The sequence below is a fragment of the Lysinibacillus sp. KCTC 33748 genome (genome assembly GCF_002237755.1).
Classification (GTDB): domain Bacteria; phylum Bacillota; class Bacilli; order Bacillales_A; family Planococcaceae; genus Lysinibacillus.
Window position 1 is genome coordinate 86,022 of sequence record NZ_MWSJ01000003.1, and the last position, 15,982, is coordinate 102,003.

Annotated in this window: 15 protein-coding genes; all 15 read left to right on the top strand. The window is 38.2% G+C overall.

Annotation, left to right across the window (positions count from 1 at the left end; translation table 11 throughout):
- Nucleotide 1: 1 nt before the first annotated feature.
- Nucleotides 2-2,080, top strand: a complete 2,079-nt coding sequence (gene topA / locus B1B04_RS06135) for a type I DNA topoisomerase (protein WP_079560449.1) — start codon at nt 2-4, stop codon at nt 2,078-2,080.
- Nucleotides 2,081-2,098: 18 nt separating this feature from the next.
- Nucleotides 2,099-3,412: an FADH(2)-oxidizing methylenetetrahydrofolate--tRNA-(uracil(54)-C(5))-methyltransferase TrmFO gene (gene trmFO / locus B1B04_RS06140; RefSeq protein WP_079560450.1), complete on the top strand. Its 1,314-nt coding sequence runs from the start codon at nt 2,099-2,101 to the stop codon at nt 3,410-3,412.
- A 540-nt stretch (nt 3,413-3,952) separates the two neighbouring features.
- Complete coding sequence (gene xerC, locus B1B04_RS06145) at nt 3,953-4,852, top strand: tyrosine recombinase XerC (RefSeq protein ID WP_079560451.1); 900 nt, start codon at nt 3,953-3,955, stop codon at nt 4,850-4,852.
- Nucleotides 4,853-4,872: 20 nt separating this feature from the next.
- The gene (gene hslV / locus B1B04_RS06150; RefSeq protein ID WP_079560452.1) at nt 4,873-5,418 is read left to right on the top strand and encodes an ATP-dependent protease subunit HslV; all 546 of its coding nucleotides are present in this window, start codon (nt 4,873-4,875) and stop codon (nt 5,416-5,418) included.
- A complete protein-coding gene (gene hslU, locus B1B04_RS06155; RefSeq protein ID WP_079560453.1) occupies nt 5,418-6,818 on the top strand; it encodes an ATP-dependent protease ATPase subunit HslU in 1,401 nt (466 codons plus the stop codon). Before hslV ends, hslU begins: the two co-directional genes overlap by 1 nt.
- A gap of 87 nt (nt 6,819-6,905) precedes the next feature.
- Nucleotides 6,906-7,685 (top strand): GTP-sensing pleiotropic transcriptional regulator CodY, encoded by a 780-nt coding sequence (codY, locus tag B1B04_RS06160; RefSeq protein ID WP_049668434.1) that lies wholly within the window; start codon nt 6,906-6,908, stop codon nt 7,683-7,685.
- Between the two features lie 952 nt (nt 7,686-8,637).
- Entirely contained in the window at nt 8,638-9,030 is a 393-nt protein-coding gene (gene flgB / locus B1B04_RS06170; protein WP_079560455.1) for a flagellar basal body rod protein FlgB, read from the top strand.
- A gap of 3 nt (nt 9,031-9,033) precedes the next feature.
- On the top strand, nt 9,034-9,495 hold the full coding sequence (gene flgC, locus B1B04_RS06175) for a flagellar basal body rod protein FlgC (protein ID WP_079560456.1): 462 nt from the start codon (nt 9,034-9,036) through the stop codon (nt 9,493-9,495).
- A gap of 23 nt (nt 9,496-9,518) precedes the next feature.
- Nucleotides 9,519-9,824, top strand: a complete 306-nt coding sequence (gene fliE / locus B1B04_RS06180) for a flagellar hook-basal body complex protein FliE (protein ID WP_049668437.1) — start codon at nt 9,519-9,521, stop codon at nt 9,822-9,824.
- 342 nt (nt 9,825-10,166) lie between these two features.
- Complete coding sequence (fliF, locus tag B1B04_RS06185; RefSeq protein WP_079560457.1) at nt 10,167-11,759, top strand: flagellar basal-body MS-ring/collar protein FliF; 1,593 nt, start codon at nt 10,167-10,169, stop codon at nt 11,757-11,759.
- Nucleotides 11,760-11,774: 15 nt separating this feature from the next.
- Nucleotides 11,775-12,788 (top strand): flagellar motor switch protein FliG, encoded by a 1,014-nt coding sequence (gene fliG, locus B1B04_RS06190; RefSeq protein WP_079560458.1) that lies wholly within the window; start codon nt 11,775-11,777, stop codon nt 12,786-12,788.
- Nucleotides 12,781-13,569: a flagellar assembly protein FliH gene (gene fliH, locus B1B04_RS06195; protein WP_079560459.1), complete on the top strand. Its 789-nt coding sequence runs from the start codon at nt 12,781-12,783 to the stop codon at nt 13,567-13,569. The genes fliG and fliH overlap by 8 nt, the downstream gene beginning before the upstream one ends.
- A 5-nt stretch (nt 13,570-13,574) precedes the next feature.
- Nucleotides 13,575-14,900 (top strand): flagellar protein export ATPase FliI, encoded by a 1,326-nt coding sequence (gene fliI, locus B1B04_RS06200; protein WP_079560460.1) that lies wholly within the window; start codon nt 13,575-13,577, stop codon nt 14,898-14,900.
- A 1-nt stretch (nt 14,901) separates the two neighbouring features.
- Nucleotides 14,902-15,351, top strand: coding sequence for a flagellar export protein FliJ (gene fliJ / locus B1B04_RS06205; protein ID WP_079560461.1), 450 nt, complete (start codon nt 14,902-14,904; stop codon nt 15,349-15,351).
- Nucleotides 15,308-15,961: a MotE family protein gene (locus tag B1B04_RS06210; RefSeq protein WP_079560462.1), complete on the top strand. Its 654-nt coding sequence runs from the start codon at nt 15,308-15,310 to the stop codon at nt 15,959-15,961. The genes fliJ and B1B04_RS06210 overlap by 44 nt, the downstream gene beginning before the upstream one ends.
- Nucleotides 15,962-15,982: the final 21 nt, after the last annotated feature.

Here is a 15,982-nt window from a genome sequence, read left to right on the forward strand (position 1 = left end):
GATGGCGGATTATTTAGTGATTGTAGAATCACCAGCAAAAGCAAAAACAATTGAACGATATTTAGGGAAAAAATATAAAGTGAAAGCGTCAATCGGGCATGTTCGTGATTTACCACGTAGCCAAATGGGCGTTAGTCCAGAAAATAATTATGAACCTAAATATATTACTATTCGTGGTAAAGGGCCTGTTTTACAGGACTTAAAGTCTGCGGCTAAAAAAGTGAAGAAAGTCTTTCTAGCGGCCGATCCAGACCGCGAGGGAGAAGCGATTGCTTGGCACCTTGCGACTGCGTTAAATATCGATATTCAATCAGATTGTCGTGTCGTTTTTAATGAAATTACAAAAGATGCGATTGTAGAATCCTTTAAAAATCCACGTCCTATTAATATGGATTTAGTGGATGCACAGCAAACACGTCGTATACTGGACAGACTTGTTGGTTATAACATTAGTCCGATTCTTTGGAAAAAGGTTAAAAAGGGATTATCGGCAGGGCGAGTACAATCTGTAGCACTACGCATGATTATTGATCGTGAAAATGAAATTAAAAACTTCCAACCGGAAGAATATTGGACAATTGAAGGTTCTTTTGAAAAAGGGAAGAAAACGTTCGATGCGCTTTATTACGGTAATGGCAAAGAAAAAATTAAATTAACAAATGAAGAACAAGTAAAATCTATTTTAAAAAATGTTAAAGGTACAAGTTTTGAAGTTGTTAATGTATCGAAAAAAGAACGTAAACGAAATGCAGCACCTGCTTTTACAACATCTTCTTTACAGCAAGAGGCAGCACGTAAGTTAAATTTCCGTGCTAAGAAAACGATGATGCTTGCGCAACAATTATATGAAGGTATTGATGTTGGTAAAAAAGAGGGGACAGTCGGTTTAATTACTTATATGCGTACCGATTCTACACGTATTTCAGATACAGCAAAAACAGAGGCAGTAGCCTACATTGAATCCAAATACGGCAAAGAATTCATCTCAACAGAGTCGAAGCAGGCTAAAAAAGCATCAAATGCACAAGATGCCCATGAGGCTATTCGCCCAACTAGTACGATGCGAACTCCGGATGAATTAAAGGCAGTGCTTAGTCGCGATCAATTGCGCTTATATCGTTTAATTTGGGAGCGTTTTATCGCAAGTCAGATGGCGCCGGCTGTACTTGATACAGTAGCTGTTGATCTTCAAAATGGTGATGTTTTATTCCGTGCAAACGGCTCGCAAGTTAAATTTGCCGGCTTTATGAAACTCTATATTGAGGGTACAGATGATCAAACAGAAGAGACAAACAAGCTTCTACCTGAAATGGAAGTTGGCGATCAAGTAAAATCTCTTGAAATCGAGCCGAAGCAACATTTCACACAGCCACCACCACGTTATTCAGAGGCGCGTCTTGTAAAAACAATGGAAGAGTTAGGTATAGGGCGCCCGTCCACATATGCACCGACCCTCGATACAATTCAGCGCCGTGGCTATGTCGTATTAGATGCGAAACGATTTATGCCGACAGAGCTAGGAGAAATCGTGCACCAACTCGTACTAGAGTTTTTCCCTGATATCATAAATATCGAATTCACAGCACAGATGGAACAAGATTTGGATGATATTGAAGAAGGCGGTCGTCAGTGGAAAGAAGTTGTGCATGAGTTTTATAAGGATTTTGAGGTCCATGTAAAATATGCAGATGAGGCTATGGAAAAGGTTGTTATAAAAGATGAACCGGCTGGCGAGGATTGTGAGCTTTGTGGATCTCCAATGGTCTTTAAGCTTGGACGATACGGAAAATTTATGGCTTGTTCAAACTTCCCGGATTGCCGCAATACAAAAGCTATTATGAAACCTATTGGCGTAAAATGTCCTTCTTGTGAAACAGGCGAAATTGTAGAACGAAAGAGTAAAACAAAGCGTTTATTCTATGGTTGCAATCAGTACCCTGAGTGTGAATTTGTTTCATGGGACAAGCCAATTAGTAGACCATGTCCGAAATGTAGTGCATTATTAGTAGAGAAAAAAATTAAAAAAGGTGTTCAAATTCAGTGTACGAAATGTGACTATGAAGAGACACCTACTCAATGATAGAAAGATGGTAAGAACATGACTGAACGAGTAGTAAATGTAATAGGCGCAGGGCTTGCAGGCAGTGAGGCTGCTTGGCAAATTGCTCAACGTGGTGTGAAAGTTAAACTTTATGAAATGCGTCCAGTAAAGCAAACACCAGCTCACCATACTGATAAATTTGCGGAGCTTGTTTGTTCGAACTCACTACGTGCAAATGGATTAACGAATGCCGTAGGTGTGATTAAAGAAGAAATGCGTATTTTAGACTCTGTAATTATGAAGGCAGCCGATGCATGTTCAGTACCAGCAGGCGGTGCCTTAGCAGTGGATCGACATGAATTTGCAGGCTATGTGACAGAAGCGGTGAAAAATCATCCTCTTGTGGAAGTTATTCATGAAGAAGTCACTGAAATTCCAGAAGGTATTACTGTTATTGCCACAGGGCCACTAACATCGAAAGCTTTAGCTGAAAAAGTTCAGGGCTTAACAGGTTTAGATTATCTATATTTCTATGATGCAGCAGCACCAATTATTGAAAAAGATAGCATAGATATGGAAAAAGTTTATTTAAAATCTCGTTACGATAAAGGGGAAGCAGCTTATTTAAACTGTCCTATGACAAAGGAAGAATTTGATCGTTTCCGTCTAGCGTTAATCGAGGCAGAGGTTGTGCCATTAAAAGAATTTGAAAAAGAAATTTACTTTGAAGGATGTATGCCTATCGAAGTAATGGCTGCTCGCGGTGAGAAAACAATGTTATTTGGACCGATGAAGCCAGTAGGTCTAGAAGATCCAAAAACAGGGAAACGACCTTATGCAGTTGTCCAGTTACGTCAAGACGATGCAGCAGGAACTCTTTACAATATCGTTGGCTTCCAAACGCACTTAAAATGGGGACCACAGAAAGAAGTACTGCAATTAATTCCGGGATTAGAGAATGTGGAAATCGTTCGTTATGGCGTAATGCATAGAAATACATTCATTAATTCGCCAAAGGTTCTAGAGAAAACGTACCAACTTCGTGAGCATAAAAATATTTTCTTTGCTGGTCAAATGACAGGTGTAGAAGGATATGTTGAATCTGCTGGTAGTGGATTAATTGCCGGTATTAATGCAGCTCGATTAGCATTAGGACAAGAGCAAATTATCTTCCCGTTTGAAACGGCTTTAGGTAGTATGGCGCGTTATATAACAGAAGCGCAATCGAAAAATTTCCAGCCGATGAACGTTAACTTCGGAATTTTCCCTGAACTACCACCAGGACGTCGTTCGAAGCCAGAGCGTGCAGAGATGCATGCTACACGTGCAATAAGCACAATTCGTAATTTTGTGAATTCACAAACAATTTGATTGCAAAAAGCCTCTAAAAGTTGGTATACTCTTAGAGGCTTTTTCTTTTTTGTAGCAAAATGCTAATTTACACGTGTTTTATTATTTTGTATGGAGATTTTCTCGAAATATAAACATTTTCACTTGCTATATGATGAAGATAGGTATAGTGTCAATATGTATGTTTTGTACATTAACGATACCCAAAGTGACAAACTAAAGAGGATCATCGAAAATTGACATTCTTTTAATGGCAAGTGAAAGCACTTTAGGCTCATCAGCCAACGTTGAGGGTGGCATTTGTAAAAATGTATGCCGTTTATATAAGTTGATTGGAAGTGTAGACTAAGCGACTCCTTAGGGATCCAGCAATAGAGGGACGAAGGCTAAAACCATCATGTCCTGTGATAATGCCTTCGTGATCAACATCCTTTTGCCCAAGTGGCTCACTGGACGCCTTTAGGAAAGAGGTCATGTGGAACGAAAAATCAACCACTCGTTATGGTGATGCCCTGTAATTTGAGAAGATTATCAATAAATCCATTGGTGGTGAATCTTTTTATGTTAGTTTCGTCCCAAGATGCACTTGAACAGTTTATGCTTTATATCCAAATTGAAAAAAACTTCTCTGTTCATACAGTGCGAGAATATGAATCGGACCTACTAGATTTTTTAGCGTTTTTGCAAGCGGAGGGCGTAAATGATTTAGCTAGCGTTGAGTATATACATGCACGTCTTTATGTAACAAAGTTGTACGATGAAAAGAGAGCAAGATCATCTGTATCAAGGAAAATCTCCTCAATACGCTCCTTCTTTCGCTTTCTAAATAAACAGCACGGATTAGATGATGGGGCATTTCGATCACTTTATCATCCGAAAAAAGAATCACGTTTACCTAGCTTTTTCTACGAGGAAGAATTGAAGCAGCTATTTGATGCGAATGTCGGCGATGATTTGAAATCATTAAGAAATATAGCTATATTGGAGCTGTTATATGCGACAGGTATTCGTGTAAGTGAGCTCACCTCAATTCAAGTAGAAGATGTTGATTTCCATTATTCGATTATTAGGGTAATGGGAAAAGGGCGAAAAGAACGTATTATTCCATTCGGGCAATTTGCGAGTTTAGCTATGCAGGATTACATAGAACAAGCTCGTCCACGATTGATGAAAAACACAAGTCATCAGCAATTGTTTGTCAACATGCGCGGTGGGGAACTTACTCCACGAGGTGTACGTCATATTTTAACAGAAATGATTGACAAAGCCTCGCTCCATACGAAAATATATCCACATATGCTTCGCCATACTTTTGCCACACATTTATTGAATAATGGCGCAGATTTACGTACGGTGCAGGAGTTATTAGGCCATGCTCATTTAACTTCTACACAAGTTTACACTCATGTAACAAAAGAGCATCTACGTCAAACATATATGAATGCTCATCCAAGGGCATAATAAGCTAAGGAGGAAGGCGAATGGGACAAATTCATGCGACAACGATATTTGCAGTTCATCATAACGGAGGTTGCGCGATGGCAGGTGATGGTCAAGTGACCCTGGGAAATGCGGTTGTTATGAAAGGTACAGCAAGGAAGGTCAGACGTCTGTTTAATGGTCAGGTGCTTGCCGGGTTTGCGGGATCGGTTGCTGATGCTTTTACACTTTTTGAAATGTTTGAAGGAAAGTTAAATGAATACAATGGTAACTTACAACGTGCAGCAGTAGAAGTTGCTAAGCAATGGCGCGGTGATAAAATGCTACGTCAATTAGAGGCTATGCTACTTGTAATGGATAAAAGTACACTCCTTCTTGTTTCGGGTACGGGAGAAGTAATTGAACCGGATGATGGAGTTTTGGCAATTGGTTCAGGGGGTAACTATGCATTATCAGCAGGTCGTGCTCTGAAAAAGTATGCAGGTGATACAATGTCTGCTCGTGAAATTGCAGAAGCGGCATTAGAAACCGCTGCTGGAATCTGTGTGTTTACGAATCATAATATTATCGTGGAGGCGCTTAACTAATGACAAAAAATAATTTAACGCCAAGACAAATTACTGAGCATTTGGATCGTTATATCGTTGGACAAAATGAAGCGAAGCGAGCGGTAGCTATTGCACTACGTAATCGATATCGTCGCTCGCTGCTAAGTGATGAGATGAAGGCTGAGGTAATTCCGAAAAATATTTTGATGATTGGACCTACAGGTGTCGGAAAAACAGAAATTGCACGAAGAATTGCAAAGCTAACGGGTGCACCATTTGTAAAAGTTGAAGCAACGAAGTTTACAGAAGTAGGATATGTAGGGCGAGACGTAGAGTCAATGGTACGTGATGTAGTAGAAGCTTCACATCGTCTTGTAAAAGAAGAAATGATGGAGTCTGTGAAGGACCAAGCCGAAGAATTAGCAAACGAAGCGATAGTTAAGTTGTTAGTTCCTTCATTACGAAAAAAACAGTCCATGCAAAATCCGTTTGAAATGTTATTTGGCGGAAAAGAACAGCAAGCCAATGATGATTCTTCTTCTGAAGAAACTGAAGTACGCTCCAAACGTGCGCAAATCGCTATCGATTTACGTAATGGTAAATTAGAAAATGAATGGATTACAGTTGAAGTAACTGAACAAAATCCTTCTATTTTTGATGCGTTACAAGGAACAGGTATGGATATGTCTGCAAACAATGGCATGCAGGATATGCTGTCTAGTTTAATGCCTAAAAAGCAGAAAAAACGTCGTCTACAAGTGAAAGATGCACGTCGAATTTTAACGATCGAGGAAGCAAATAAACTCATAGATGCAGACGAAGTTGCTCAAGAAGCCATTTCAAGAGCAGAACAATCAGGTATTATTTTTATTGATGAAATTGATAAAATCGCTAGTAAGGATAGTAACTCCTCTGCAAACGTATCGCGTGAAGGTGTGCAACGTGATATTCTACCAATTGTTGAAGGTTCTACTGTAACGACAAAATACGGTGCTGTAAAAACTGACTTTATGCTTTTCATTGCTGCTGGAGCGTTTCATATGTCGAAGCCTTCAGATTTAATTCCTGAATTGCAAGGTCGTTTCCCGATTCGAGTGGAGCTTGAAAAATTAACTAAACAAGATTTTGTACGTATTTTGCAAGAACCAGATCAATCACTTATTTTGCAATACAAGGCATTATTAGAAACTGAAGGCGTGGAGATAAACTTTACGGAAGACGCGATTGAGCGAATTGCAGAAATCGCAACTGAGGTCAATCAGGAGACTGATAATATTGGAGCTCGACGTTTGCACACAATTTTAGAACGCTTATTAGAAGAATTATCATTTGAAGCTGCTGAAATTGCACCTGCAAATATTCCAATCACTGCTGCTTATGTAGATCAAAAACTTGCGGGTATAGTAAAAAACAAAGATTTGTCACAGTTTATATTGTAAGATAAGGCTGAATAGTTTTATTAAGTTGAAAAAACATTTAGAATATTAAGAAAATACTCTTCGGATTATTTATAGGAGGAACATATAATGAATTTATTAGAAAAAACGCGTAAAATTAACTCGATGCTCCAAGCATCTGCTGGTAAACCGGTAAACTTTAAAGAAATGGCAGATACATTAGGAGATATTATCGACAGTAATGTTTATATTGTAAGCCGTAAAGGGAAGCTTTTAGGTATTTCAATTCACCAACAAATTGAAAATGAGCGTATGAAAAAGATGTTCGAAGAGCGTCAATTCCCAGAAGAATATACACATAGCTTGTTTACAATTTCTGAGACATCTTCAAACTTAGATATTAATGACGAACATACTGCTTTCCCAGTTGAAAACAAAGAGTTATTCCAAAATGCATTAACAACGATCGTACCGATTGTTGGTGGTGGTGAGCGTCTTGGTACATTAATTCTTGCTCGTTTATCTTCACAATTTGAGGATGATGATTTAATTTTAGCTGAGTACGGTGCAACAGTAGTTGGTATGGAAATTTTACGTGAGAAATCTGAGGAAATTGAAGAGGAAGCTCGTAGCAAAGCTGTTGTACAAATGGCAATCAATTCACTTTCATACAGTGAGTTAGAGGCTATTGAACATATCTTTGAAGAGCTTGATGGCCATGAAGGCTTACTTGTTGCTTCAAAAATTGCAGACCGAGTTGGTATTACACGTTCAGTAATCGTAAACGCATTACGTAAACTAGAATCTGCAGGTGTAATCGAATCTCGCTCTTTAGGTATGAAAGGTACTTACATTAAAGTACTGAACGATAAATTCCTAAATGCATTAGCTGAAATTAAAATGAAATAATAAAATAGCGTCCTTTTGGGACGATCTGAGGCATCTGGAATAATTTTGTTCCAGATGCCTTTTATTATATAGAGAATAAAAATCGCTAAGGGAAACTTTGTGATCGTTGTGGCCTTCCGATTCCCTTTCCAGACTGCTTACTTTCCTATGAAGAGCGTCGACCACCACTTCCTCCTCTTTAGTCCCTATATTGGCACTGCGCTTACGTACAAAAAAACCGTGTTGCTGTCGCTAAATTAACACTGTGCTTTCTCACAAATTTGTTGGCCTAAAGCCTTCGGCGGATTTGACACAAAAAATTCATTGGAAACACAAAGGTATCTGGGATAATCTTGTTCAGATGCCTTTTGTAATTCGACGAAGTTTCGACGAAATTTGCGGTTGAGTTTACATGCTTTAATTATGTCGAATCATGTTTTAGTACTAAATAGGGGGGAGGAATCATCTATATTTTAATCCTTTCGCTCATTTTTTATAGGTATGTTTTCGACCTTCCTAGACGCTAATGTCATTGCTTTATCCCTAAATTTGTCTTTTGACATATGCGCTACTTTTTGCGTAAGTGAAAAAAACATATGCTCCAATTGTTACTTGTAAGACAGTATGGAATGACTATTCTGAATTTTGCGTAATATTATAGCCTTATGTTTAAATAGTAAAAAGGAACTCTAATTTAGACATTGTGTCTACTGTTGTTTTGGTAAAAAAAGGAATAAAATAGATCCTAAAACCGTAAACACTGTCGAAATGGTGTAAATAGACTAGTATTGAGTAGGGTGGCTATGAATCCAGTAATATCAAGGGATACGGAAGTATTGTCCTGGTTATTTGTGAATAAAAATGGGTCGTTTATACTATCAAAAAGTGACAAAAGACAATAGACACTACGTATCATCTTAATTACAATTGTATTATTGGATAAAATAAGAAGTACATGAATGAGGTGAGCTTTTTGGATTTGTTTGGAGGAACTATTAGTAAGCTGGAAAACGGACTTTCTTATGCAACTTTGAATCATAAAACGATCGCTAATAACATTGCGAATGTCGATACGCCGAACTATAAGGCGAAAAATGTAAGTTTTAAAGATATGTTGGAGAAAGAACAACAAATGTCAATTTCGGCATATCGTACGGATAATAGACATTTTGATTTCGCGATTCGACAATCAACGCCTGGTGTGAATAATAGAAATGGTTTGCGATATCGAAATAATGGTAATGCCGTAGATATGGATGCTGAACAGACAAAGCTTGCGGAAAACCAAATTTATTACAACGCATTAATTGAACGCATGAACGGTAAGCTAAATACTCTAAATACGGTTATTAAAGGAGGTAAGTAATAAATGTCTATTTTCCATGGTATGAATACTACTGCCTCAGCATTAACGGCACAGCGTTTACGAATGGATGTAGTTTCGTCAAATATGGCGAACATGGATACAACGCGCGGTAGACAAGTGAACGGGGAGTGGGAACCATACCGCAGAAAGTCTGTAACGCTTACGGCGCAAGAGGGACAGTTTTCAAAGTTCTTTAATGCCGCGGTTGGCAAAAATGCAAAGAGTGGTGTTGGCAACGGCGTAAAAGTTACACAAATAAAAGAAGATAGAGAAACACCTTTCAAACTTGTGTATGATCCAACTCATCCAGATGCAAATGCAGATGGCTATGTAAATATGCCGAATGTAGATCCATTAAAAGAAATGGTAGATTTAATGTCAGCTACTCGTTCCTACGAGGCAAACATAACTGTATTGAATGCAAATAAATCCATGCTGACAAAGGCTTTAGAGATTGGAAGATAAATAAGAGGAAAGGAAGATACATAATGACAATTTCGTCCGTTTCACAAATGACACCTACGCAGGTTGTAAATGAAACAAATAAACTTAATACGACACCTTATGAAGCACAACAGAGCTTTGCGAACTCGTTAAAAGAAGCAATATCAAAGGTTAATGATCAACAAATTACTTCTGATAACCTTACTCAAAAGTTAATTAATGGTGGAGATGTAGAGTTGCACGAAGTGATGATTGCATCACAAAAGGCGAGCATTACATTAAATGCAACAATTGAAGTTCGCAATAAGGTGATTGAAGCTTACCAAGAAATAATGCGTATGAGTGTCTAACTTTATTTGAATAAGCACTATTGAAGTAAAGAATTTATCCCATATTTTAAATGGATGATTGATGTGGAGGTTGGATGACTCCTAAGGGATCACGTTCATGATACAGAAGGTGATAGCCTTGAAGTGAGTGAGACAATAGAAAAACGAAGGCAAATACATCATATCTTATGATTATGCTTTCGTGGCCAACATCCTGATTGCCCCAAATGGTTTATCGGACGCTCCTAGTCGAAACGGAAATCAATACGTTATGGTGATGATAATGATTGAATGTTATGGGATATCACTGTTTTCGCGAATTATTAGATGGATAGGTTGTTCACTATAACCGGAGGATTCATAATGAATGAACGATTGACGAAAATAAAAAACGACACCAGCCAATTTTGGACAAGTCGTAGTAAAAAACAAAAATTTGTAATGATTGGTTCTGTGGTAGGAGTACTAGCACTTGCTGCCGTTATTACACTTTTTGCTACAAAAATTACATATGTACCACTTTATAAGGATTTATCGACAAGAGAAATCGGACAAGTGAAGGAAGCGTTAGATACCCAAGGTGTAAAATATGAACTTGCACCGGGGGGGACATCGATTTTAGTGCCTGAGGAACAAGTTGATTCATTGTTAGTACAGTTAGCATCGGAAGGATATCCGCAAACGGGGTCGATTGATTACTCTTTCGCAAATAGCTCTGGATTTGGTATGACAGATAATGAGTTTAACCTATTAAAAAAAGCTGCGACTGAAACAGAAATCGCAAAGCTCATTAAAAATCTAGAGGGTGTAAAAGATGCAAAGGTAATGATTAACATTCCAGAAGAGGGCGTATTTTTAAAAGATGTTAAAGAAGAAGCGACTGCATCTATTGTTTTAAATACTGACCCGGGCTATAAATTTACAGAGCAACAAATTGCCACTATGTACAATCTAGTTGCAAAAAGTGTTCCAAATTTAAATACGGATAATATTGTTATTTCTAACCAATTTTCTGAGTACTTTGATCTAAATGCTGCAACTACTGATGGGGCTTCAACTACGACAGCTGAAGGTCAGTTACAAGCGAAGAAATTGGTTGAGCGTGATCTACAACGTCAAGTCCAAAATATGCTAGGTACGCTTATGGGACAAGACAAAGTAATCGTTTCTGTGACAACAGACATTGATTTCAAAAAAGAAGTTCGTGAAGAAAACCTAGTAACACCAGTTGACGAAGAGAATATGGAAGGAATCGCGATTAGTGCTCAACGTATTACAGAGCAATATTCTGGTACAGGGGCTGCAGCCACTGGTACACCTGAAGCTGAAACGACGACGGATAACTTCACAACGTATAACGAAGGTGTAAATGGTGACGGGGAATATGAACGTACTGAAGAAACAATTAATAATGACGTAAACCGTATACGTAAAGATATCCAAGAGGCACCATATAAAATTCAAGATATTGGTATCCAAGTAATTGTTGAACCACCGACAGCAACTGACGCGGCAACATTACCAGATGGGATTCGTGAGGATATCCAGCAAATTTTAAGTACGATTGTTCGTACGACGATTTCTAAAGATGTAGCAGCTGAGCTTACTCAAGATCAAATCGATGAAAAAGTAGCTGTTTCAGTGCATCCTTTAAATGGTAAAGCAACAGAGACAGCTAGCGAAAAATCTGTTATTCCATGGTGGGTTTGGGTAATCGGCGGCATTTTACTTGCTGTTATAGTATTGCTTGCATTCTTCATTGTCCGTTCACGTAAACGTGCACAGGAAGAAGAAGAACTAAGTATCCTAGATGAACAAGAAGAACTAATGATTGAAGATATAAATGAAGAAATTGAAACGGAAGCTACAATGCGTCGTAAGCAGCTTGAAAAAATGGCAAAAGAAAAGCCAGACGATTTTGCGAAGTTACTGCGTAGTTGGATTGCGGAAGACTAACTAGGAGGTTCGGCTGTGTCCAAGAAAGATAAGGAATTAACAGGCAAACAAAAGGCCGCTCTCTTGTTAATTTCATTAGGGCCTGAGGTTTCAGCTTCTGTCTATAAACACTTAACAGAAGAAGAAATTGAACGTTTAACATTAGAGATTTCAAGCGTAAAAAAAGTAGAAGCAAATGTGAAAGAGGAAATTATTGAAGAGTTCCACAATATTGCACTTGCGCAAGATTATATTACACAGGGTGGTATTGGTTACGCGAAGACAGTATTGGAGAAAGCTCTTGGTGTAGAACAGGCGCAAACAATTATTAATCGCCTTACATCTTCTTTACAAGTACGTCCTTTTGACTTTGCGCGTAGAGCTGATCCAGCACAAATTTTTAACTTTATTCAAAATGAACATCCACAAACAATTGCCCTTATCCTCTCTTATTTAGAGGCAGGGCAAGCGGGTGTGATTTTATCTTCATTACCACAGGAAGTACAGGCTGATATTGCTAAGCGTATTGCTGTAATGGATTCAACTTCCCCAGAAGTTATTAGTGAAATTGAATCTGTTTTAGAGCGTAAGTTATCATCGACTGTGACACAAGATTACACTGAAACGGGTGGCATTGATGCAGTTGTTGAAGTGTTAAATGGTGTAGATCGACAAACGGAAAAAACGATTCTCGATGCACTCGAAATTCAAGATCCAGAGCTTGCAGAAGAAATCAAAAAACGTATGTTTGTATTCGAAGATATTGTTACGCTTGACAATCGTTCGATACAACGTGTTATTCGCGATTGTGAAAATGAAGACTTACTGCTTTCAATGAAAGTTTCTAGTGAAGAAGTAAAAGACATTATTTTCCGCAATATGTCACAACGTATGGCTGAGACATTTAAGGAAGAAATGGAAATTATGGGTCCTGTTCGACTGCGTGACGTAGAGGAAGCGCAATCTCGAATTGTTGCGGTCATTCGTCGCTTAGAGGATGCTGGTGAGATTATTATTGCACGTGGTGGAGGAGATGACGTCATTGTCTAGAATCATCCGTTCTGTACATACACAGTCCAATGGTGATCATGTCAAAAAGATTCAAATCCGTGAAATGTTTGAGCTGCATGAGATAGAAAATGGAGAAATTCAACCTCAAAAACAGATTACTATGGAAGAAGTGCTAGAAGAGCGCGAGCGCTTGCTTGCGGAAGCTAGAGCTACTATACAGGCTGAACGCGAGGCTTTTGAACAAGAAAAGCAAATATTCTCCCAGGAAATTGAACATTTAAAGCAAGACTGGGAAGAAGAACGACCTAATCGAGTGCAAGAAGCTTATGATGAAGGATTTGGTCAAGGTTATGAGGATGGGACAAACAAAGCGAATGAAGCGATGGCGCAATCTCTCCAAACGGCCAATGAAATAATTATTCAAGCGGGGGAGAATGCTCGGAAATATATTGAAGAACAAGAATCGATTATTTTAGAGCTAGGCTTAACCGCCGCAGAGCGAATTATTGATACATCTTTAGAGCGAGACAACGAATTATTTGTGTCAATCGTTCGTAGAGGGCTTAAAGAAGCAAGAGAAATGAAAGAAATAAAAATCTATGTTTCACCTACTTACTATGCATTAATTACTGGTAATCGTGATGAACTAGCTGAAATGTTCCCAACTGACGTACCATTTATGATTTTTGTAAATGAAGATTTAGAAAATGAAACAGATTGTTATATAGAAACAAATCATGGTCGTATTGTTGTAAGTATCGATGAGCAATTAAACGAACTAAGATTGAAGTTACATGAAATATTAGAAAGTAAGGAATGATCTAGATGAAAACGGCTCAATTAATCGAACAAATTCCTCAAATACCAACCTTTAAAAAGTTTGGTAGAGTTACTAGAGTTGTCGGCTTGATGATTGAGTCGCAAGGTCCAGATAGTTCCATTGGTGACGTTTGTAAAATTTATGTGGAAACTTCTAAAAACGGTCATCAAATTATCTTGGCAGAGGTTGTAGGCTTCAAAGATGAAATTGTCGTCTTAATGCCTTTTACCTCACTAAGAGAAATATCAATTGGCTGTCTAGTTGAAGGTACAGGGGCACCACTTGAAGTAAAAGTTGGCCCCGAACTAATCGGTAAAGTACTTGATTCTATGGGGAATCCAATAGATGGAACTTTATTACCGAAAGGATTAATGTCAGTTCCGACAGAGCAGGACCCACCAAATCCGCTAACACGCCCACCTATTAATGAAAGACTTGAAGTAGGTGTTAAAGCAATTGATGGCATGCTTACAGTGGGTAATGGACAACGTGTTGGTATTTTCGCAGGATCTGGGGTCGGGAAAAGTACATTGCTCGGTATGATTGCGCGAAATACACAAGCGGATTTAAACGTAATCGCATTAATTGGAGAGCGTGGTCGTGAAGTTCGTGAGTTTATAGAGCGAGACTTAGGGCCAGAGGGTTTAAGTCGTTCTATAGTTGTTGCTGCCACTTCCGATCAGCCTGCGCTGATGCGTATTAAAGGAGCCTTTACTGCAACAGCGATTGCCGAATACTTTAGAAATCGTGGTTTAAATGTCATGTTGATGATGGACTCCGTGACTCGTGTTGCTATGGCACAGCGTGAGATTGGTCTTGCGACAGGTGAACCTCCAGCTCAAAAAGGGTACACACCATCTGTTTTTGCGATTTTACCTAAATTATTAGAGCGCACAGGCACTAATGAGAAAGGCTCTATTACTGCATTTTATACAGTATTAGTAGATGGTGATGATATGAATGAGCCGATTGCAGATACTGTGCGAGGGATTTTAGACGGTCATATAGTACTTGATCGAAACCTTGCCAATAAAGGTCAATATCCAGCTATTAATGTATTAAAAAGCGTCAGCCGTTTGATGAATCATGTGGCAGAACCAGAGCACAAAAAGGCTGCGGAACGATTAAGAGAACTTTATTATACATATGACAAGTCGGAAGATCTAATTAATATCGGTGCATATAAGAAAGGAACGTCAAAAGAAATTGATGAAGCTATTTACTATGAACCGCTCATTACCGCTTATTTAAAGCAAGGATATTTAGATAAAGTGACCCTTGAGGAAAGTATGAATGAGTTAATTTCATTATCGAACGGTGGTGGACATTAGGGTGGTAAGTTATATTTATCGTTTTGAGAAAGTGTTAGCCATTCGAGAGCAGGAAAAAAATGAAACTGAAATTGCCTATAAAGAATCTGTACGTTCTTTTGAAGAAGTAGCGACAAAGTTATATGAGTTGTTAAAAAAGAAAGAAGATTTAATAGAGTTTCAACAGGAGCGTTTAACTGTAGGTTCATCAATAGAGGAAGTTCATCATTATGCACGTTTTATTGATAGCCTCGAAAAAACAATTGCTGATGTACAGCAGAAAGTTGTTCAAGCTCGTGCAAAAATGAATTGGCACGAAGAAAAATTATTAGAAAAAAACTTGGAAGTACGTAAATTTGAAAAAATGCGAGAAAAAGATTTCAAAGTGTTCCAGCAAGAGCAGGATCGTATCGAAGGCATTTTTTTAGATGAGATTTCAACGCTTACGTATAACAAGAGGGAAATCAGGTGATTTCATGAAAAAAGACAATCGACTTAAGACGGAATTAGAAGAACAACCGCCTAAACGTAAATCAGGAGGCCTTCGAAAGTTTTTTACATGGTTTGTAATACCGGTTATGTTTGTAGCGGCAATTTTACTTGTTGTTGCAACCCTAATGAATACGAATGTCTTTGATTTAGGGAAGAAGGCATTTGAAAGTTTACCATTCGTTCCTTCTGAAGAACAACAAGCAAAAGATGCAGTAGTAAATAATGATTCGAAGGTTGTAAATTTACAGGCTGAAATACAAGAAAAAGAAGCAGAAATTGTACAGCTACAAAAAAAGATCGATACATCAACAACTGAAAAAGAAAAGTTAACGACAGAAAATGAGCAGCTGAAATTTGAAGTTGAAAAATTAAATAGGGAGCAAAGTGACGTAAAGCGTGACTTTACTGATATTTTAAAAACATTCGATAAGATGTCCCCTAAAGCAGCTGCGCCAGTTCTAATTAAAATGAGTGATACAGAAGCACTACGTATTTTAACAAATTTAAAGCCAGATAAATTAGCGGCGATTCTAGAAAAAATGGAACCACAAGATGCAGCTAAATATACAGAAATGATGGCTAAACAATAAGAACATCTGAAAGGAGGTGAA

Bases quoted from the DNA above. Each gene is read 5' to 3' on its own strand.
- hslU (WP_079560453.1), top strand. From the start codon at position 5,418: ATGACAAAAAATAATTTAACGCCAAGACAAATTACTGAGCATTTGGAT.
- fliE (WP_049668437.1), top strand. From the start codon at position 9,519: ATGACAATTTCGTCCGTTTCACAAATGACACCTACGCAGGTTGTAAAT.
- fliI (WP_079560460.1), top strand. From the start codon at position 13,575: ATGAAAACGGCTCAATTAATCGAACAAATTCCTCAAATACCAACCTTT.
- B1B04_RS06210 (WP_079560462.1), top strand. From the start codon at position 15,308: ATGAGATTTCAACGCTTACGTATAACAAGAGGGAAATCAGGTGATTTC.
- flgC (WP_079560456.1), top strand. From the start codon at position 9,034: ATGTCTATTTTCCATGGTATGAATACTACTGCCTCAGCATTAACGGCA.
- codY (WP_049668434.1), top strand. From the start codon at position 6,906: ATGAATTTATTAGAAAAAACGCGTAAAATTAACTCGATGCTCCAAGCA.
- topA (WP_079560449.1), top strand. From the start codon at position 2: ATGGCGGATTATTTAGTGATTGTAGAATCACCAGCAAAAGCAAAAACA.
- xerC (WP_079560451.1), top strand. From the start codon at position 3,953: ATGTTAGTTTCGTCCCAAGATGCACTTGAACAGTTTATGCTTTATATC.
- hslV (WP_079560452.1), top strand. From the start codon at position 4,873: ATGGGACAAATTCATGCGACAACGATATTTGCAGTTCATCATAACGGA.
- fliF (WP_079560457.1), top strand. From the start codon at position 10,167: ATGAATGAACGATTGACGAAAATAAAAAACGACACCAGCCAATTTTGG.
- trmFO (WP_079560450.1), top strand. From the start codon at position 2,099: ATGACTGAACGAGTAGTAAATGTAATAGGCGCAGGGCTTGCAGGCAGT.